Source organism: Marinoscillum furvescens DSM 4134, assembly GCF_003386095.1.
In the GTDB taxonomy this organism is placed as follows: Bacteria; Bacteroidota; Bacteroidia; order Cytophagales; family Cyclobacteriaceae; genus Marinoscillum; species Marinoscillum furvescens.
In genome coordinates this window covers 532047-551438 of record NZ_QREG01000001.1, presented here as the reverse complement: position 1 = coordinate 551438, position 19392 = coordinate 532047, and the positions used below count along the sequence as shown (strand labels likewise).

The window sequence follows — 19392 nt, the reverse complement described above, 5'->3', positions numbered from 1 at the left end:
CCCTAACCTTATGTGTGCTAAAGTTAGAAGAAAGGAAGCACTGGACTTTCATGAGGCCCGTCCGGCCGGTAAAATCGAAGTAACCCCAACAAAACCCCTTAGCAGTCAGCATGACCTGGCATTGGCCTATTCACCGGGAGTGGCAGAGCCCTGCAAAGACATAGCGGAGGACAGAGAAAAAGTATATCGCTATACAGCTAAAGGTAATCTCGTAGGAGTAATCTCCAATGGTACAGCCGTGCTAGGTCTGGGAAACATTGGGCCTGAAGCCTCCAAACCAGTGATGGAGGGCAAAGGTGTGCTGTTTAAGAAATTTGCAGGCATCGATGTGTTTGACATAGAGATAGATGAAACCGACCCGGATAAATTCATTGAAATCGTAAAAAGCCTGGAGCCTACCTTTGGAGGTATCAACCTTGAGGACATCAAGGCGCCTGAAAGTTTCAAGATCGAGCGTGAGCTGCGGGAGAAAATGAATATCCCAGTGATGCACGATGATCAGCACGGTACGGCCATCATTTCATCTGCGGCCCTCATCAACGCACTGGAGATCAACGGCAAGAAGATAGAGGAGGTAAAGGTAGTGGTGAGTGGTGCAGGTGCAGCAGCTATAGCATGTGCGGACCTGTATGTGTCTATGGGAGTCACCAAAGAAAACATCCTGATGACTGATAGCAAGGGAGTCATCAAAAAATCTCGAGGAAATCTGGACGAAACGAAAGCGCGATACGCTACTGATCGTGAGGATGTGGATACGCTCGAGGATGCCATGCAAGATGCAGATGTGTTTTTAGGCCTTTCTATAGGAAATATCTTAAAGCCTGAATCTTTAAAGAAAATGGCTAAAGACCCTATTGTTTTTGCGCTTTCTAACCCAGACCCGGAAATAGCCTATGATTTGGCTATGGAAACGCGCGATGACATTATCATGGCAACAGGTCGATCAGATCATCCCAATCAGGTAAACAACGTCTTAGGTTTTCCATACATCTTCAGAGGAGCACTGGACGTACGTGCCACAGCCATCAATGAAGAAATGAAGTTGGCTGCTGTAAATGCCATAGCTGACCTGGCCAAGCAGGCAGTGCCAGAGATGGTGCTAAAAGCCTATGGTCAGAGAAATATTAAGTTTAGTAAAGAATACCTCATCCCAAAGCCACTGGATCCGAGGCTGATCACTACCATCTCGCCGGCAGTAGCCAAAGCAGCTATAGATACCGGAGTGGCGCGCAATACCATCGAGGACTGGGAGCAGTACAAGCTGGAGCTAGAAGAGCGCATCGGTATCGATCAGCGCTTGATTTCACGGATCATTACTCGTGCACGGAGAAACCCTAAGCGAGTGGTTTTTGCTGAGTCTGATGATGTGAATATCCTAAAAGCTGCTCAGCTGTCATTGGATGAAGGTGTGGCTATTCCTATTCTATTAGGAAAAATAGACGTGATCAATCAGCTCATTGAAGAGCATGAGCTAGACGGTCTGCGCGATTGTAAGATGATAGATCCTTATCTGGAGCCGGAAAAGGTAGAAGAGTTTGCAGAGGCCTTTTTTGAAAAGCGTCAGCGCAAAGGAGTTACTCTCAAAATGGCACGCAAGTCCATGATGAGAAGCCGGAACCATTTCGGCTGCATGATGGTAGAAAAAGGTGAGGCAGATGCTTTTATCTCTGGGCTTTCCAATGATTACCCAAAAACGATCCTTCCAGCCCTTCAGATCATCGGAGTAGAGCCAGGCGTGAATCGGGTTGGAGGAATGTATATCATCAGCAATTCCAAAGGCAATTTCTTTTTTGCTGATACTACCGTAAACCTAAACCCTACAGCAGAAGAGCTTGTAGACATCATAGGTCTCACCGCACGAGTGGTTCGATTTTTTGATACAGAGCCGCGCATGGCCATGCTTTCGTACTCCAACTTTGGGTCCGCCCGAGGGGAGGTGCCTGAAAAGGCTGCCAAAGCCGTAAAGCTTGCCAAAGAAAAGTGGCCAGATCTGGTGATCGATGGAGACATTCAGGCCAATGCTGCATTGAATAAAGACTTCTTAAAAGAAAATTATCCTTTCAGCGAGCTAGCCGAAAATCCCGCCAATACCCTTATCTTTCCTGATCTGGATTCTGGCAACATCGCTTACAAGCTGCTAATGGAGCTAGGAGGAGCTGAAGCTATCGGTCCGGTCCTAATGGGGATGAACAAGTCAGTACATGTGCTGCAGGTAGGTAGTGGTGTACGCGACATCTTCAATATGGTGGCCATAGCCGTAGTGGATGCACAGCTCAATGAGAAAAGAGAAAACTCAGCAAAATGATTAATTACCTTGAGGGGAAGCTGGTAGTAAAAGACCCAACGTATGTCGTAGTGGACATCAACGGGTTGGGCTATGAAGCCAAGATCAGCTTAAGTACATATTCCGCATTAAAAGACAAGGATAAAGCTAAAGTGTATACGCATCTTCATGTCAAGGAAGATGCGCATACCTTATTTGGGTTTAGTGAGGAATCCGAAAAGAAACGTTTTTTGGATCTGGTATCCATCTCTGGTGTAGGGCCCAGTACGGGGCTCATGATCCTTTCTTCTTTGTCTCCAGAAGAACTGCAACGTGCCATTCTGAGTGAAGACGTAAAAACCATTCAAGGTGTAAAAGGTATCGGTCTGAAGACCGCCCAACGAATTGTCCTGGAGCTAAAGGACAAAATGAAAAAAGAAGGTCTGCTAGACAAGCAAGTAGAAATTGCGGCTGTAGCTAACAATACATTGCGCGATGAGGCGTTATCCGCTTTAACCACTCTGGGAATAAGTAAGCCCGCAGCGGAAAAAAGTATTGATATTATTTTGAAACAACAGGGCCAGCAAATTAAACTTGAGGACCTAATAAAACTCGCTCTAAAACGAGCCTGACCGACAAGAGTATTTGAAGAGTAGAACTTACATACAACTACTGGTAGGTGTAGTGTTGTGTTGTGTCTGGTGTGCCATAGCCAGCCCGTCCCTGCATGCCATGCCTTTGCTCATCATACAGCAGCAAACCGCTCCTCAGGATACGGTGCCCCAAGACACCATTCCACCCTATGAGCCTACAAAGACTCCTACGTATCAACCGTCCTATAGGTTTGGAGATCCCTTTTCTAATCGATCCAGCCCTTCGCCACTACAGTTATCTGACCCCTCTTCAGTAGATCTTCAGGTAGAGTTCGACTCCTCCGTGAATTACAATGTATATGAGCGCATCGGTGATGTGAATTTCCGGCCGGTCACCACTATGAGCTTTGAAGAGTACGACGCTTACAATGATCAAGCCATCACTAAAGAATATTTCAAAGAACGTTCGTCTGGCCTGGATGGAGAAAGTGCCGTCAGTGGTCGTAGCTTAATACCACGACTTTATATCAGCCCGATTTTTGATCGTTTGTTTGGCGGAAGCTATGTAGACATACAGCCCAATGGCTTTGTAAACCTGGACTTTGGCGGTCGTTTTCAGCGAGTAGACAACCCTGCAATTCCCATTCGCCAGCAGCGCAATGGAGGATTTAATTTTGATCAGCAGATTTCACTTAATCTGGTAGGGAAAATAGGGGAAAAGCTTGCCGTCACAGCCAATTTTGACAACAACAATACCTTCGATTTTCAAAACAACCTCAAGGTAGAATATACCGGGTACGAGGAGGATATCGTCAAAAAGATTGAAATAGGTAATGTGAGCATGCCCGTGACCAATAGCCTCATGACCGGGGCCCAGTCACTTTTTGGAGTTAAGACCCAATTGCAATTCGGGAAGCTATTTCTCACAGGAGTAATGTCGCGGCAGCAGGGTAAAAGTGATGTGATAACCATAGAAAGTGGCTTTCAGGGGAAAGAATTTGAAGTGAGGGCCAGTAATTACGATGAGAATCGGCATTTCTTCCTATCTCACTTTTTCAGAAACAACTATGAAGGCTGGTTGCAAAACCTTCCTCAAGTGACCTCCGGAGTAAATATCACCCGTGTGGAAGCCTATGTGATCAACCGTAACAACGATACCCGAACCACTCGTGAGGTGCTAGGGTTGATGGATTTGGGTGAAGGTAATAGAATCTACCGCAAGGGCAATCCCTATGTTGGTTCTGGGAAGGGTAGGGTGCCAACGGACAATAGCGCCAATGAACTCTTCGCGTCGCTTAAGTCTGATGGCAGGTTACGCCAAAATGATCAGGTGACCAATATTCTGGAACAAGAGTGGGGATTTGTCAATAGCACAGACTTTGTAAAGAAAGGAACAGCTCGTAGACTGGAGGATGATGAGTTTGTCTACCATGATCGACTAGGCTATATCACGCTTTTGCGAAAGCTTCAAAATGATGAAATGCTTGCGGTGGCTTATGAGTATTCGTACAATGGTCAGGTGTATACCGTGGGAGAGCTCTCCGAAGAATATTCAGCCTTATCAGACGATCAGGTGGTTTTCTTGAAATTGCTGCGCCCGGATAAGATCAATACCATGGTGCCTACCTGGGACCTGATGATGAAAAACATCTATAACCTCAATGCCAGCCAAATAGAGCGGGATGGGTTTACACTCAGGATTCACTACCGTGATGATGCCACAGGTATAGACAACCCCTCTTTGCATGAAGGCCGGCAGACAAAAGACAAGCCACTCATAGAACTTCTGGGACTCGATCAGCTCAATCAGAACAACGATAAACAGCGTGATGGAAACTTTGACTTTATAGAAGGACTTACCATTGATAAGCGCAACGGAAATGTGATATTCCCTGTGCTGGAGCCTTTCGGTTCCACGCTGGAGAGTTACTTCGAACCCGGTGAAGTAGCACTCAAAGAAAAATATGTGTACGACACCCTCTACCGTACCACCAGAGCTGATGCGGAGCAGGTGGCTTCTAAGAATAAATTTTTTATTCTGGGTAAGTTCAACTCAGGATCTTCCAGTGAAATAGCCCTTCCAGGCATCAATATCGCCGAAAATTCTGTGGTGGTTACGGCTGGGAACACACCGCTCACCGAAGGGTTGGACTATACTGTGGACTATAACCTGGGCCGAGTACGGATTCTCAATGATGGGATTTTGAGCTCTGGTAAAACGATCAATATTGCTTACGAGAAAGCTGATTTGTTCAATTTTCAGTCGAGGTGGCTGTATGGTGTGCGAGCAGATTATCAATTTAGCGAACGCTTCAATATTGGGGCCACCCTACTACACCTCAACGAACAGCCGGGAGGAGTGTCCAGATTTGCTATTGGGGATGAACCTACGAAGAACACAAAATACGGCTTTGATATCAACTTTCAGGATGAGGTGCCTTTCCTCACAAAGGCAATGGATTTTTTACCGCTGGTTAGTACCAAAGCTCCATCTTCCATCACCTTCAATGCTGAGTTTGCTCAGATGCGACCGGGTACTTCCAATCTGGTAGACGGGAAAGGGACTTCCTACATCGATGATTTTGAGAGCGCAGTTACACCTATCAACCTGATGGGATGGGCAGGCTGGAAGCTGGGTGCTACACCAGAGACGGTTAATGATCAGTATGGAGCAAAAGAGACAGGTCGTCGTTCCAATTACAATAAAGCCAAGATCGCCTGGTACTCCGTAGATATATCGGTTTTTTATAGAAGTGGAGGAAGCCGGAGGCCAGAAAACATCTCGGAAGATGAGCTGGAAAATAACTACGTGCGGCCTGTCATGCCTCAGGAAATCTTTCGCCAGCGTGACAACAACCAAATCGTAACTCCTGAAAATATTTTTGATATCGCCTACTTTCCGCGAGAGCGTGGGCAGTACAATTTCAATCCCGATCTGGAGTATGACCCTACGCTCACAGATGAGGGACTCCTAAAAAATCCAAGAGCTAATTTCGGTGCTATCTCAAGAGCGATCACCAATGAAGTGGATTTTGATAAGACTAACGTAGAGTATCTCGAATTTTGGATGATGGACCCATTCACGGATGTAGTGAATGATGGGATTTTCAATGAGCAAAACACCACAGGAGGAGAGCTGATTTTTAACCTTGGAAGCATCTCTGAAGATGTGATTCCTGATGGACGCCATGCGTTTGAAAGCGGTCTGCCTGCAGATGGTGATACTACCCAGGTCATCCCCAATGAGTGGGGGCGTGTGCCGTCAGAACCATTTTTGACTAACTATTTTGAAAACTCAGCAGCAGCACGAGCTAATCAGGATGTGGGGCTTGAAGGGCTCACAGATGAAGATGAGCGTAGTTACTTTCAGGATTTCCTGAACCAAATCCCGCAATCGGCACGAGCAGCCATGGAGCAGGATCCCTCTGCAGATAACTTTCGCTACTTTCTGGGAAGTGATTATGATGCGCAGGATGCAGGTATCCTCGAGCGGTACAAAAATTTCAATGGGCTGGACGGCAACTCCCCGGTAAATTCCGGGAACAGCATCATTCAGGCATCTACTACTACACCAGACAATGAGGATCTTAATCAGGACAATACTATTTCCGACCTGGAGGAATACTACGAGTACAAATTAGACCTACGGCCAGACAAGCTTGTAGTCGGAGAGAATCATATCGTAGATATTCAGGAAGGGATCAATGGTGCTAACTGGTACCTTTTCCGTATTCCGATCCGAAATCCTGATCGGGTATATGGCGGTATAAGTGGGTTTAAGACCATCCGATACTTAAGAATGTACCTCACGGATTTTTCTCAACCAGTGGTGCTGCGAATGGGTAAATTTCAACTTGTAGGTAGTCAGTGGAGAAAATACCAGGAAGCCCTCAACTCTCCAGGGTTGAATGAAATTCCTGAAACCTCCTATTCCGATTTTAATGTGTCGGTAGTCAATGTGGAAGAAAACAGTACCGGGGATTACCCTTATGTAGTACCACCGGGAATCAATCGAGACCGAGACAACACCACCATCGTTAACCGTCGTGTAAACGAGCAATCTTTACAGATTTGTGTGGCTGACCTGGAAGAAAACGATGCTCGTGCGGTATTCAAAAATGTGACAATAGACCTGATCAACTACGGCAGACTACAGATGTTTTTGCATGCACAGGCGCACAACTACAAAGCCCTGGCAGATGATGAGGTTTATGGGTTTGTGCGATTTGGTACGGATCATACAGAAAACTACTATGAAATAGAAGTGCCACTAAAAGTGACGCCACCCGGAGCTAATGGTGCCAGTGAGGTGTGGCCAGAGCTCAATGAAATCGACGTATCCATTAATGAACTGCTTGGGATCAAATCTGAGCGGAATCGTGCCAACTTCAACGAGCGTATACCTTATACCACCATGTCCAACGACCGGCGGTATCGCTTTACGGTAAAAGGGCGCCCAGATATTAGTTCGGTACAGGTTCTGATGATCGGGGTGCGCAATCCTGAGTCTGAAGATCGGTCGCCGAAATCAGTATGCCTCTGGGCCAATGAACTTCGCGTGACAGACTTTGATTCCAACAAAGGCTGGGCGGCCAATGCACGCCTAAGTACAAAACTGGCCGACGTGGCCACCATCAATGCATCTACGCGGTATACTTCTATAGGCTTTGGAAACTTGCAGCAGACCATCCAGCAGCGCACCCGCTATGAGATGACACAGTATGACTTGTCTGCCAATGTAAACGTGGATAAGTTTCTGTTGCCAGAAAAAACCGGTCTGAAAGTGCCGATGTTCGTGAGCTTGGAGCGCTCAAGAAAAATCCCTCAGTTTGATCCTCTGGATCCTGATATTCCTCTCGAAGCATCATTAGAAGCTTTCGACTCGCCCGAAGAGCGAGATCAATACCGTAGAATTGTAGAGGAGCGGTCAGAGCGGCGTAGTATCAACTTTACCAACGTTCGAAAAGAAAAAGTAAATCAAGATGCCAACCGTCACTTCTTCGATATAGAAAACCTTTCGTTTTCTTACGCATACAGTGATGTGACCACCAGCAATGTCAATACAGAAACTTATTTGCAAAAAAGTGTAAGTGCGGGTGTGGGGTACAATTACTCGCCGCAGCCATTGGTGATAGAGCCATTTGCGAAAGGCGAGCTTTTTAGTAGTCCTTACTTAAAGTTGATCAAAGACCTTAACCTTTCTTTGCTGCCCAATAGCGTTTCGGTACGTGGTGATCTCAATCGTAACTTCAGGATGACACGTCTGTATGATGACGAGCTCAACCCAATGTATGGAGATGAGTATTACGAAAGGCTTTTTACTTTCAACAGAAACTACAGCTTGCGCTGGAACCTCTTCAAAAGCCTAAACCTCGACTACAGCGCCAGAGCCAATGCGGTAATAGATGAGATCGAAGACAGCACTCCAATAGAAGGGGATATCGACTCTCAGGAGGAAAGGCAGTATATCTGGGAGGAAATCAAAAGCCTGGGAAGGATGAAGAATTTCACTCAGGACATTTCTGCTACTTATAAAACACCGCTCGACAAGCTGCCACTAACTGACTGGTTAAGCGCGGATCTTAAGTATGCGGTGGGCTACAACTGGACTGCAGGCTCACTGGATCAAAACGACACCCTGGGATTTTTCTTTGGGCATACGATTGAAAACCGCAGAGACCGGGGCGTTTCTGGGAAAGTAGATCTGGTGAAGCTTTATAACAAAATAGACTTCCTCAAGCAGATCAATACACCTCAACGAAGAAGGCAACGCAATGACGATGAAGAATCAGAGTCTAGCAATTTTAACCCAGGCAAGATTTTCCTAAGAACGTTGATGGCAGTGCGCAATATCAACATGACTTATAACATCAGAGAGAGCACTTCTTTGTCTGGCTTTATGAACGAACCCTTTTTAATGGGGATGGATAGTAGCTGGAACTCCCCGGGTTGGGGATTTTTGCTTGGTCAGCAGGATCCTGACATACGATTTAAGGCCGCCAGGAATGGTTGGCTTACGAAAAGTCAGCAGCTGACTACACCTTTTGTACAGACATATAGTGAAGACCTGGGTATTCGTGCCTCCATTGAGCCAGCCAAGGACTTCAAGATCCAATTGGATGCTTCGCGGACCAATAACGCGACCTTTCAAGAGATTTTTAGGTATGATGAAAACGAGCCTGACAACAACGGCTACCGTTCGCTTACGCCCGCCCGAAAAGGAAGCTACAACATCTCCTTTATGTCGATCAAAACAGCATTTGATGAAAAAGGCGCGAATAACACCTCGGAGACCTTTGATGCTTTCAGGCAAAATGTGGAGACGATACGTCAGCGCCAAAACCGAATAAATGGTGAAAATGGGTTTTATGATTCTCTATCACAAGATGTATTGGTGCCGGCTTTTATTTCAGCCTATTCGGGAAGCGATGCTGGGAGCATAGACCTAAATCCATTTCCGAAAATCCCTCTTCCGGGATGGCGTGTAGACTATAATGGCTTGTCCAAAATCCCACTTTTCGCCGAGCTGTTTAGCTCCATCACCTTGTCGCACGGCTATCGGTCTATGTATAGTATCAATGATTACAACTTCAACATCAGCCAATACGGTGATCAGCTAGGGCAAGATTTGAGCGTTACACTCGATAACAGTATTTTGGACTACCCTCAGGCCACCCAGACGAATGACTCGGGGCGCTTTGTTCCAGTGTATATCCTCAATCAGGTTACCATTTCGGAGCAATTTATGCCGCTGATTGGTGTGAATTTCCGAACTAAGAAAGATATCTCCACTCGCCTCGAGTATAAAAAAGAGCGTACACTATCCCTAAACGTTTCTAACTCCCAAATCACAGAGACAACTAGCAATGATGTGACCTTAGATTTTGGTTACACCAATGATGAATTCAAGTTGCCTTTTAAAATACAGGGAAGAACAATTACGCTGGACAATGCCGTAACAATGCGCGTAAGCCTCACTATTAGGGATTCTGAGACGATTCAGCGAAAACTCGAAGGGGAGAGTAAGGTGACCAATGGTAATACCAATTTCCAGTTTCGACCATCTTTTACTTACAAGATCAACGATCAGCTTGATCTTTCGTTCTACTTTGAGAGGAGTGTAAACGAGCCGAAGATCAGCTCATTCAAAACAGCTACTACAGCGATTGGCACTCAGCTAAGATTTAGTCTTACTCAATAATGAGGAACACACAACTTTAAGTATTTTTGGGCCTCAAAATAAATAACATCAACAGAGCCATACGGCTCCTTGTAACGCTAAAGAAATGAATATACCAGAAAACTTACTCTACACAGAAGATCACGAATGGGTGCGAATAGAAGGTGACGAAGCCTACATCGGTATCACAGACTTTGCTCAGGGTGAGCTAGGCGATATTGTCTATGTAGAGATCGAAACTGAAGGAGAATCCATCGACTCTGGAGAAGTATTTGGTACAGTAGAAGCTGTGAAAACAGTTTCTGATCTGTTCATGCCATTATCTGGCGAAATCCTTGAATTCAATTCAGAACTGGAGGCTAGCCCTGAGCTTGTCAATTCTGATCCTTATGGTGAAGGCTGGATGATTAAAGTGAAAGTTTCAGACAATGGAGACAAACTACTAAGTGCTGAAGATTATCAAAAACTCATTGGTCAATAATATCCGCAAGCTCCAGCCCTATCTGCTAGCTACTACCGTTCTTTGGACGGCACTAATTCTTTATCTGCTGCTGATGCCGGGAGAATTTGTGCGTGGGCCGCGGTGGTTTCGTGGAGAGGACAAGGTGGCACACTTTGCTTTGTTTGCCATGTGGTCATGTCAGGTGTACCTGGTGTTGGATCAGCGGTTGCGTAAGGAAATATCCACTTTGCTTGCTGTACTTGGCGGTGCAGTATTCTTTGGCATTGCTACCGAGATGCTCCAGACGCTGATGCCACGCAGAGCAGGTGATGTTCAGGATTTTCTGGCAGATATGATAGGAGCTGTAATTGGCCTTACAGTGGCTTATTTTCTCAAAAAGGAACTAATCTGTATGGAAAATAAGTTGGATAAGTGATATATTTGAGACTACTCTTGAAGAAAGATTAAAAGATAAATTATTTATGGAACCAAAGAAGAACCCCAAAGCAGATCTCAACCGGATGTCCGGGCTGCTGATGAACATTGGCTTCTCAGTGAGTTTGCTATTGGTGATAGTTGCCTTCGAATGGAGAACCTACGATGACTCGGGGTTGGTAGATTTAGGGCAGGTGGAAGATGACTTTGAAGACATCATGGAAATACCTCCTACGGAGCAGCCGCCACCACCACCACCAAAAATCCAACTTCCGGAAATTATAGAGGTTCCTGATGAGGAGGAAATTGAAGAAGAAATAGAAGTAGAACTTGATGTGGAGGTTACAGAAGAAACTGTAATTGAAGATATCGTGTTCGAAGAGGCTCCTGAAGAGGAAGTGGTTGAAGAAGTTTTCACGATTGTGGAAGATCAGCCTGAGTTCCCAGGAGGAATGGCAGCCTTTTACAAGTACGTTGGAGATCAAATGAGTTACCCGTCGCAAGCACGTCGTATGGGTATCGAAGGTCGAGTTTATGTACAGTTTGTAGTAGACAAAGACGGAACCGTAACGGAAGTGAAAGCTGTAAAAGGAATTGGCGCTGGATGTGATGAAGAAGCTGAAAGAGTACTTCGTGAGTCACCAAAGTTTAAGCCAGGTAAGCAGCGTGGTAGAGCGGTAAAAGTAAGAATGGTACTGCCTATCATCTTTAAGCTGAGTAACTAAGAATAATCTTATTCTCTAAATAGAAAAGCCCTTGTAGCAATACAAGGGCTTTTTGTTTGTTGAGCATTTTCTCTTCCAAATGCGTTGTGTGTTTATTTAGCGCGTATTAATTTACAAGACAGCTTTTCTAACCTAACAAACACACACCGCCAATGGCTGGATTTAGCAAGATTTACTATAAAGGCAAAGAGATAATCTACGTGGACTATCAAGAGCAGTCTGAAGATGAAATGATCACCACAGCAACACATCTTCGAGATTGGCTACTTTCAGAACGCAAACCTCATTTGCGTTTAGTCAATATCACGGGGGCATTTGCCAAACCAAAATTCAATCAATTTATCAGAAGGCTTGGTGAAGAGACCAAGGACATTCCCATGAAAGGAGCCATCGTGGGCGTAACCGGAGGTAAAAAAGCGCTGCTTATCATTTACAATAAGATTCTAGGAGGGTCCTTAAAACCTTTTGATAGTGAAGAAGCAGCGAAAGAATACCTGGTCACACAGTCACTAAATTAAAATACCGTGCTGTTCGCCGGTACGTGTGGCGTCTTCATAGCCTGCGTCATGGTGTCGGTAGATGCCCATGGCCGGATCATTGTGCAGTACCCTGCGTAGGCAGCGCTCTGCTCGGCTAGAGCCATCGGCAAGCACTACCATGCCTGCATGCTGTGAGTAGCCCATGCCTACACCACCGCCGTGGTGAAAGGATACCCACGTGGCTCCGCCAGAAGCGTTGGATAGTAGGTTGAGCAGCGGCCAGTCAGACACGGCATCCGTTCCATCCTTCATGCCTTCCGTCTCCCGGTTGGGTGAAGCTACCGATCCACAGTCCAGGTGATCCCGACCAATCACGATTGGTGCTTTTACCTTACCTTTCTTCACCAGCTCATTGAAGATCAGGCCAGCTTTTTCGCGTTCGCCCATACCTAGCCAGCAGATTCTACAGGGCAGGCCCTGAAAGCTAATTTTTTCTTTGGCCTGCGTTAGCCAATTGATCAGGTGTTCATTCTCGGGAAAGGCTTCCATCAAGGCTTTGTCGGTGGTATAAATATCCTCTGGATCTCCTGAGAGCGCTGCCCACCGAAAAGGTCCCTTGCCTTCACAAAAAAGTGGGCGAATGTACTCTGGCACAAACCCTTTGAAATCAAAAGCGTTGGGCTCGCCACCTTGCACGGCGAATTCCCGTAGGTTGTTTCCATAGTCAAAAGTAATGGCTCCTTGCTGCTGCATTTCCAGCATGAGGCTTACGTGCCTGGCCATGCTCTTCAGGGATAATGCTTTGTACGCTTTGGTATCTTTAGAGCGAAGAGCAGCCGCTTCTTCAAGGCTTAGTCCGTTAGGCACATAGCCAAAAACCGGGTCGTGTGCTGAAGTTTGATCGGTTAGTACGTCAGGTACTATGCCGTCAGTTTTTAGATTTTCGAGGAGGTCTCCAATATCACTCACCAGCCCTATGGAAATGTTCTCCCCTTTGGCTTTAGCTGAAAGGGCCCAGTCTCTGGCTTCTTCGTAGCTATCGGTCATCTTGTCGATATAGCGTGTTTTGAGGCGCTTTTCAATGCGTGTGGGGTCTACATCTGCACCTAAAAAGGTGGCGCCGGCCATCGTGGCAGCGAGCGGTTGTGCTCCACCCATCCCGCCAAGTCCTCCAGAAACGAGCAACTTATGTCGGAGTGTGCCATCAAAATGCTGATTGGCACATGCTGCAAAGGTTTCGTAGGTGCCTTGCAGGATACCTTGAGACCCGATGTATATCCAGCTGCCTGCCGTCATCTGGCCGTACATCATCAGGCCTCTTGCTTTCAACTCTTCGAAATGTTCCCAATTGGCCCAGGCAGGCACCAGGTTGGAATTTGCGATAAGTACACGCGGTGCTTCTGCATGTGTACGCACTTTGCCCACAGGCTTGCCAGACTGTACCAGCAGACTCTCATCGTTTTCGAGTTCAAGGAGCAGTTGAATGATTTTTTCTAACGATTCCCGGTTGCGGGCAGCCTGCCCTGTGCCACCGTATACGACCAGTTCGCCGGGGTCTTCGGCTACTTCCGCGTCCAGGTTGTTGAGCAGCATCCGGAGCGGTGCTTCGGTTTGCCACGACTTTGCGTGGAGTGTGTTTCCAATAGGTGATTTGTAGGTGGGGTGATTGGCGTATTTTTTAAGAAATTGAGAACTGTTCATAGTAATCTCCTTTAAGGTTAATGTCGTGTTTTTGGGCTATGTCATAAGCAGTGCTGTTGATGGCACCGCTGCTAATTAGGTTGTGTGCTTTTCGGATATCATTGGCAAAAATGCGGTCCTCCTCGGCATGATCTATTTGACTTCTGATGAGCTCATGGCAAGCTTCCAGTATTTTGCCAGATTTCATAGGCCTTCGGTAGTCAAAAGCTTGTGCCGCGCAGATCATTTCCACCGCTAAGATGTTCTCCAGATTGTCGATGACCTGGTTGAGCTTGCGGCCACTTATGGAGCCCATGCTTACATGGTCTTCCTGACCTAGCGAGGTAGGGATGCTGTCAGCACTGGCAGGAAAGCATAGTGACTTGTTTTCGCTCACCAGTGCTGCAGAGGTGTATTGCGGGATCATAAAGCCCGAGTTGATACCCGTGTTTTTCATGAGTAGTTTTGGTAAGCCTGCTTCACCGCCTTCCAGGAGGAGGTAGGTGCGCCTATCCGAAATGTTGCCCACTTCGGCAGCAGCCAAAGTAGCATAGTCCAAAGGTAGGGCCAGTGGCTGTCCGTGAAAGTTGCCACCGCTTATGGATTCCTCCGCACTAAGAATGATCGGGTTGTCGGTGACGCTGTTGAGCTCGGTGGTCACTTGCTGGTAGAGGTGTAGCCATGCGCTGCGTGAGCTGCCATGCACCTGAGGCATGCAGCGGAGCGAATAGGGATCCTGTACACGTCCGCAGTTTTGGTGAGAGGCGACCATCTCTGAGTCTTTAAGTAGTGTGCGCAGACGGAAGGCTACGTGTTGGTTGCCTGCAAAGGGCCTGAGCTGGTGCAGCTTGCTGTGAAAAGGGGCCGCTGATCCCAGCACTCCTTCTAGCGACATGGCGCCAATGATGTCTGCCAGTTCCAGGCAGTTGTGCAGGCGCTCTACAGCGCGAGTGGCATACGCCAAAATAAACTGTGTGCCATTGATGAGTGCCAGCCCTTCTTTCGGGCCTAGTTTTAGTGGCTCCCGGTGGTGCTTTTCCAGTACTTCCAGGCTGTTTTGTATTTGGCCATCAGCCATAACCTGCCCCAGGCCTATAAGCGGAAGGAACAGGTGAGCCAATGGCGCCAGGTCTCCCGAGGCCCCTACAGACCCTTGGGTAGGCACCATCGGGATGATGTCGTTTTGCAGGTGCCAGTGGATCCGCTCTAGCGTAGCGAGCGCTATGCCCGAGTAGCCGAAGCTAAGCGCGTGCAGTTTGGTGACCAGCATGAGTTTTACCACCTCTTGAGGTACCGCATCACCCACGCCTACACTGTGGCTGCGCAAGATGTTTTCCTGCAGCGCACGGGTTTGCTCTTTGGAAATAATGGTAGTGCAAAGTGGCCCAAAGCCAGTATTCACGCCATAGACCACTCGGTCACCGTTGGCAATAGCCGCCACAGCATCATGGCTTTTGATGATTTTTTCTTTTGTAGTTGAGCTAAAGGCGCCGTTCAGAGAGCCTCTCGCAAGAGCCAATGCTAGCGCAGGGGTGAGGGTATCCTCACCAAATTGAAAGGGGTGTTTCATAGTCCAAAGTACATGTTATGCTGGTGGGTAGCCAGCGTTATACATTTGGAATCTACCAGGCGGATTCAGCGTCGATTTCTGCTTTTCGGGTCAGATATCTTTGCTCAAACTCCCGATAGTCATTCCGGGTTGTTATCGTTTCGAGCTTTTCCAGCGCGTCGCTGGCATAGCTCTGTAGCCCCACTTCCAGAGCTGTAAGTATGTATTGCTTGTGCAAAGCTACACTCCTTTTGTTGATGTCAATGGCTTCCACCAGCACATCGTATGCTGTGGAGGGGTCCCAGCGCAGAAGTTCGCGCGAAAGGTGTAGGACCATGGGTTCATCAAAAGGATTTTTGCGCAGGTAGTTTCTCAGTCCATTGGCATCTTTGGCTGCCAGTAATCTGCTGGCTGGGTGGTCCGGTAGCGGTTTTTGCTCTTGTAGGGCAAGCAGCAGACGTGCTTTTATGGTGTGCTGGGGGGGCAGTTTAGGTTTTAAAATACTCATTAACCCTGTAAGTCGATCAAAGTTGCCAGTGGTGAGTAGGTCGTGTGATGCTTTGGTCCAGAAATTCTGAGCAAAAGAGCTGTCGGCAGTACTCAGTAGGGCGGATAGCTCGGCCAGTTGGTAGTCTTCGTGGAAGTAGTAAAGTCTCGTAAGTTGCTTCCCTTGCTCGAGGTTTTCACGGTTTTCAAGCTGAGCGAGGCTGTTGGCTACGGATAAGTATGAGGTATCAAGAGAGGTAAGGTGGTTAGCCCATTCCAGACCTTGCTCAAAAGATACTTCCAATGCTGCGGCCAGTTTGGCAAACAATGCCTGGTCTCCTCCTGCTTCAATGGATGCATCCAGATATGAAAGCGCCATTTCAGGGCTATTTTGATCCAGAGCAATCAGCCCCATCTGGTAGTAATAATTCGCCACTTGCTCACCGGTAGCTTCCAGGGCAAGTTGGTGCAGGCTTCTGATGGCCTGGTTGATGTCCAGGGCTTGATAATAGGTGAGTGCTACGGCGTTTTTTGCCGTCCAGTAAGTTGACTCTTCGATTGGGCCTGCCAGCTCACGCTCAAGTAGGCCGGCAATCGCTTCACTTCCAAAGTATCCGGCGGCATTGGTGAGATACGCCATGCGATGCAGTGGGTAAGAAGGGTAAAGGTTGGAGGTGTCCAGAGGCAAGCTGATGCGATCCTCCGTGTTCAGTGCCTTGGCCAGAATATTTGCTTTTACCGCCAGGTTGCTTTCCTTAAATGAGGTTACCTCCTTGTCAAAGGGTTTAACTCTCCAGAGATTTACCTGGGTTGCTTGTGTCCATTCATTATTTGACTCAGCTTGCAGAAGGGTGGTTTCCGCTTGTCGGAGTTTTCCCTGATCCAGGTAAATGAGCCCCAGGTTGTTGAGTAATTGACTGTTATTGGGAAACTCGCGCAAACCATCCTGAAGGCTTACCAGGGCTGGAGTGGCTTCATTTAGTTTAGCAAAAGTGCCGGAGTAGTTGATAAACGCCTGTGGCGAAGGGTAGCGTACGGTAGCTCTACCAAACCGGTAATTTGACTGGTCAAAATCATTTTCCTGTAGTTTTTGGTATCCCAACTGGTAGTTGCTAAAGTGGTTGTCCTGGCCATATACTGCACCCTGGGAGAAGTACTCTTTGGCCAGCAGGTCATTGCCCATGGTTTGGGCCTGTGCACCCAGGTAGTTGAATTTTCCTGCCTGATAGAGTAGCCACGGCTCACGGCTGGCGAGGTAAAAAAGGGCCGCTACAGCCACTAAACCTGCAAGTCGGGCACTTATGTAGGGAAAGTTTTGGTTGCGGTACGCTACTTTATATACCTGTAAGCCCTGTACGAGCGGAGTGATGAAATTTACAAGGATGTAAATGAAAAACATCACACCAAAACCGATGTGAGTATAGAGAATGAAATAGTGAAAAGCTTCGTATACCGGGTCGTTGCCACGGAAAAATGCCAGTCCATAGAAAGCCATCACCATAATGCCAACGCTGCAGAAAAAAGCATACACCATACGGAGAGGCATTAGCCCTTGGAATAGGTAGGCTTTGTGTTTTAGTGCCCAAAGCGCCACTATGCTACTAAGAATAAAGACTGCAAAAGGATTGAAGAACGTGAGTTCTATTGAGAGGTATCCGTATTTATTGGCATAGTACAGTCCCCATACGGTCAGGTATAGCAATGAGAAAATAGAGAAATGGAGTGCGTTGCCCTGTCCGCCTTTAGAACGGGTGATGAGGTACAAGATGCCAAAAATGAGGTCTTCTGCGATGGTAATCAGAAAGAGCAGCGACAATATCACCCACCCAAAGTAGCTGCGGCTGATCAGCTGCTCCTGCAGGGTAATCAGCTCTACTCCGGAAAACAAGGCTATGGAGGCAAAGGCTCCAAGAATGGTGAGCAAACGCAGCGCATAAGGGCTGCTGGTAGCAAACGCATGAAAAACATACGCAGGCAGCAGTATGATCAGTAATGTAACGATGGCTGCACCGGAGGAGGTATCGCTAAAGCCAAATAATTGAATCTCTGGCAGCTGCAGGCTGATGATGAAAAAAATCATGGCGCCCATGATCAGGATAAACCAAAACCGCGTGAGGTAGGTGGCTGTGGTTAGAAAAATGGCCAGCCCGATAAACATGAGTAGGAGGAAAGCACCGTCTCTTTGGTAATCTCGGGTGATAGGGCCCGCCGTGAATGACTCAGCTAGTGCGTATTTGCTGCCTTCCAGGCTAAAGGTAAATGGCCCTTTGACAATAGTGGAGTGTTCGAATGTTTCGGTTTCTGCGGTGGTGGTTACATTCCAGTTGATGCTGCTATCATAGCCTGCAAAATAATGATAGCAGAAAAGTCCTGCTACTCCTAAAAAGAAAACGATCAGGAGTTTTTGAGGCATGCCAGTAAGTTGTTTCACGTTTTAGTCCAGTACTTTAGGTACGCGGAAGTAGTCATCGTCTGCCTTTGGAGCATTTTTTAGCGCTCGCTCATGTTCGAGCTGGTGGCTACGCTCATCCGGTCGTAGGGCATTCTCTTCAAAAGACATGTTCGTAAGAGGCTCCACACCATCGGTGTCCAACTCATTGAGTTTTTCCACCCAGGTGAGTACTTCTTCCAGGTCTTTGATGTATCCTTCCTCTTTTTCAGGTTTGATCTCCACTCGCGCCAGATGTGCTATTTTATGTAGTGTGTCCTTATCTATTTTCATGACGAATACCTTCTAGCCGACAATATTAGCTAACAGTTTTGACTTTATCAGGGTGATGCTTTAGAAGTTCGGATTGTATGGTGTTGAAAACCTGCTCCTTAAGTGCTTTGATGGCAGTTTCACCTTTTCCCTGAGGGTAGATGGGCGGATGGACCGTGATTTTGCAGGGAGTGTGTCTAAATTTTATTTCCGATACATCGGGCAAAATGATGAAGTTGGTAGCCTTGGTGATGGGAATGATGGGGAGCTGGTTTTCTACTGCCAGTCGAAACGCACCGTCTTTGAAGCTACACATGTAGGGCAGGTCGCTGGGCTGCACACGGATGCCCCCTTCGGGGAAAAATGCCACGTCATACCCCTCGTCTATCGCTTGCTGCGAGCGTTTCATGCTTTCTGCCCTGCTTCGCATGCTGGACCTGTTGACGGGGATGTGCATTTTTTTGAAGAAATAGCCGAAGAGCGGAATGTTGGTGAGCGAGCTTTTGCCGATCAGTTTTCCACTTGTGGTGAGAAAAAATGTGGGGATGTCCAGGTATGAAAAGTGATTGCTGCAATAGATCTTTTGATCTGCAGTCTTCAGGTGCTCTAGCCCTGAGATTTCTACGGGCATTCGCCAAATCCAAAATACGATTTTTGCCCACCAGCGGTGGAGCTGTAGTCCGGCGAGGTGCCAGCGGCGGTTGGTGCTCAGTAGTGCCAATGTAGGTACCACTATTACGCAGCTCATCAAAAACACCAAAATAGCGTACCAGGTGTAAGGCGATTTAGCAATCTTCACTTTTACGAATCATTTATATGGATGGTAAAAATATCTCGAGTATGTGTAATAAATTCACTG

Annotated in this window: 12 protein-coding genes; 7 read left to right on the top strand and 5 right to left on the bottom strand. The window is 47.1% G+C overall.

Annotated elements, in window-relative coordinates; all coding sequences use genetic code 11:
• Window positions 1-10: 10 nt before the first annotated feature.
• The 7 genes from C7460_RS02485 to C7460_RS02455 all read left to right on the top strand — a co-directional run bounded on the left by C7460_RS02485 (window position 11) and on the right by C7460_RS02455 (window position 12156).
• On the top strand, window positions 11-2305 hold the full coding sequence (locus C7460_RS02485) for an NADP-dependent malic enzyme (protein WP_115866471.1): 2295 nt from the start codon (window positions 11-13) through the stop codon (window positions 2303-2305).
• Window positions 2302-2895 carry a Holliday junction branch migration protein RuvA gene (ruvA, locus tag C7460_RS02480; RefSeq protein WP_115866470.1) on the top strand — a complete coding sequence of 198 codons (594 nt, stop codon included), beginning with the start codon at window positions 2302-2304 and terminating at the stop codon, window positions 2893-2895. Before C7460_RS02485 ends, ruvA begins: the two co-directional genes overlap by 4 nt.
• 13 nt (window positions 2896-2908) lie before the next feature.
• Window positions 2909-10057, top strand: a complete 7149-nt coding sequence (gene sov / locus C7460_RS02475) for a T9SS outer membrane translocon Sov/SprA (RefSeq protein WP_245986146.1) — start codon at window positions 2909-2911, stop codon at window positions 10055-10057.
• Window positions 10058-10142: 85 nt separating this feature from the next.
• On the top strand, window positions 10143-10517 hold the full coding sequence (gene gcvH, locus C7460_RS02470) for a glycine cleavage system protein GcvH (protein WP_115866468.1): 375 nt from the start codon (window positions 10143-10145) through the stop codon (window positions 10515-10517).
• A complete protein-coding gene (locus tag C7460_RS02465; protein WP_147302828.1) occupies window positions 10483-10914 on the top strand; it encodes a VanZ family protein in 432 nt (143 codons plus the stop codon). The genes gcvH and C7460_RS02465 overlap by 35 nt, the downstream gene beginning before the upstream one ends.
• 46 nt (window positions 10915-10960) lie before the next feature.
• Complete coding sequence (locus tag C7460_RS02460; protein ID WP_115866466.1) at window positions 10961-11638, top strand: energy transducer TonB; 678 nt, start codon at window positions 10961-10963, stop codon at window positions 11636-11638.
• A gap of 152 nt (window positions 11639-11790) precedes the next feature.
• Window positions 11791-12156 carry a hypothetical protein gene (locus tag C7460_RS02455; protein WP_115866465.1) on the top strand — a complete coding sequence of 122 codons (366 nt, stop codon included), beginning with the start codon at window positions 11791-11793 and terminating at the stop codon, window positions 12154-12156.
• Here the strand turns inward: C7460_RS02455 and hutU are convergent.
• The 5 genes from hutU to C7460_RS02430 are packed head-to-tail and all read right to left on the bottom strand — an operon-like array spanning window position 12148 to window position 19332.
• Complete coding sequence (gene hutU / locus C7460_RS02450) at window positions 12148-13818, bottom strand: urocanate hydratase (RefSeq protein ID WP_115866464.1); 1671 nt, start codon at window positions 13816-13818, stop codon at window positions 12148-12150. The genes C7460_RS02455 and hutU overlap by 9 nt on opposite strands.
• Window positions 13796-15367 (bottom strand): histidine ammonia-lyase, encoded by a 1572-nt coding sequence (hutH, locus tag C7460_RS02445; RefSeq protein WP_115866463.1) that lies wholly within the window; start codon window positions 15365-15367, stop codon window positions 13796-13798. The genes hutU and hutH overlap by 23 nt, the downstream gene beginning before the upstream one ends.
• 52 nt (window positions 15368-15419) lie before the next feature.
• Window positions 15420-18263, bottom strand: a complete 2844-nt coding sequence (locus tag C7460_RS02440; protein ID WP_147302827.1) for a tetratricopeptide repeat protein — start codon at window positions 18261-18263, stop codon at window positions 15420-15422.
• A gap of 3 nt (window positions 18264-18266) precedes the next feature.
• Window positions 18267-18554, bottom strand: coding sequence for an Asp-tRNA(Asn)/Glu-tRNA(Gln) amidotransferase subunit GatC (gene gatC, locus C7460_RS02435; protein ID WP_115866461.1), 288 nt, complete (start codon window positions 18552-18554; stop codon window positions 18267-18269).
• 25 nt (window positions 18555-18579) lie between these two features.
• Window positions 18580-19332: a lysophospholipid acyltransferase family protein gene (locus tag C7460_RS02430; RefSeq protein ID WP_115866460.1), complete on the bottom strand. Its 753-nt coding sequence runs from the start codon at window positions 19330-19332 to the stop codon at window positions 18580-18582.
• Window positions 19333-19392 lie beyond the last annotated feature (60 nt).

What these genes read in the sequence shown, in the direction of transcription:
- C7460_RS02485 (WP_115866471.1), top strand. Translation starts at nt 11, where the DNA reads ATGTGTGCTAAAGTTAGAAGAAAGGAAGCACTGGACTTTCATGAGGCC.
- ruvA (WP_115866470.1), top strand. Translation starts at nt 2,302, where the DNA reads ATGATTAATTACCTTGAGGGGAAGCTGGTAGTAAAAGACCCAACGTAT.
- gcvH (WP_115866468.1), top strand. Translation starts at nt 10,143, where the DNA reads ATGAATATACCAGAAAACTTACTCTACACAGAAGATCACGAATGGGTG.
- C7460_RS02460 (WP_115866466.1), top strand. Translation starts at nt 10,961, where the DNA reads ATGGAACCAAAGAAGAACCCCAAAGCAGATCTCAACCGGATGTCCGGG.
- C7460_RS02455 (WP_115866465.1), top strand. Translation starts at nt 11,791, where the DNA reads ATGGCTGGATTTAGCAAGATTTACTATAAAGGCAAAGAGATAATCTAC.
- hutU (WP_115866464.1), bottom strand. Translation starts at nt 13,818, where the DNA reads ATGAACAGTTCTCAATTTCTTAAAAAATACGCCAATCACCCCACCTAC.
- hutH (WP_115866463.1), bottom strand. Translation starts at nt 15,367, where the DNA reads ATGAAACACCCCTTTCAATTTGGTGAGGATACCCTCACCCCTGCGCTA.
- gatC (WP_115866461.1), bottom strand. Translation starts at nt 18,554, where the DNA reads ATGAAAATAGATAAGGACACACTACATAAAATAGCACATCTGGCGCGA.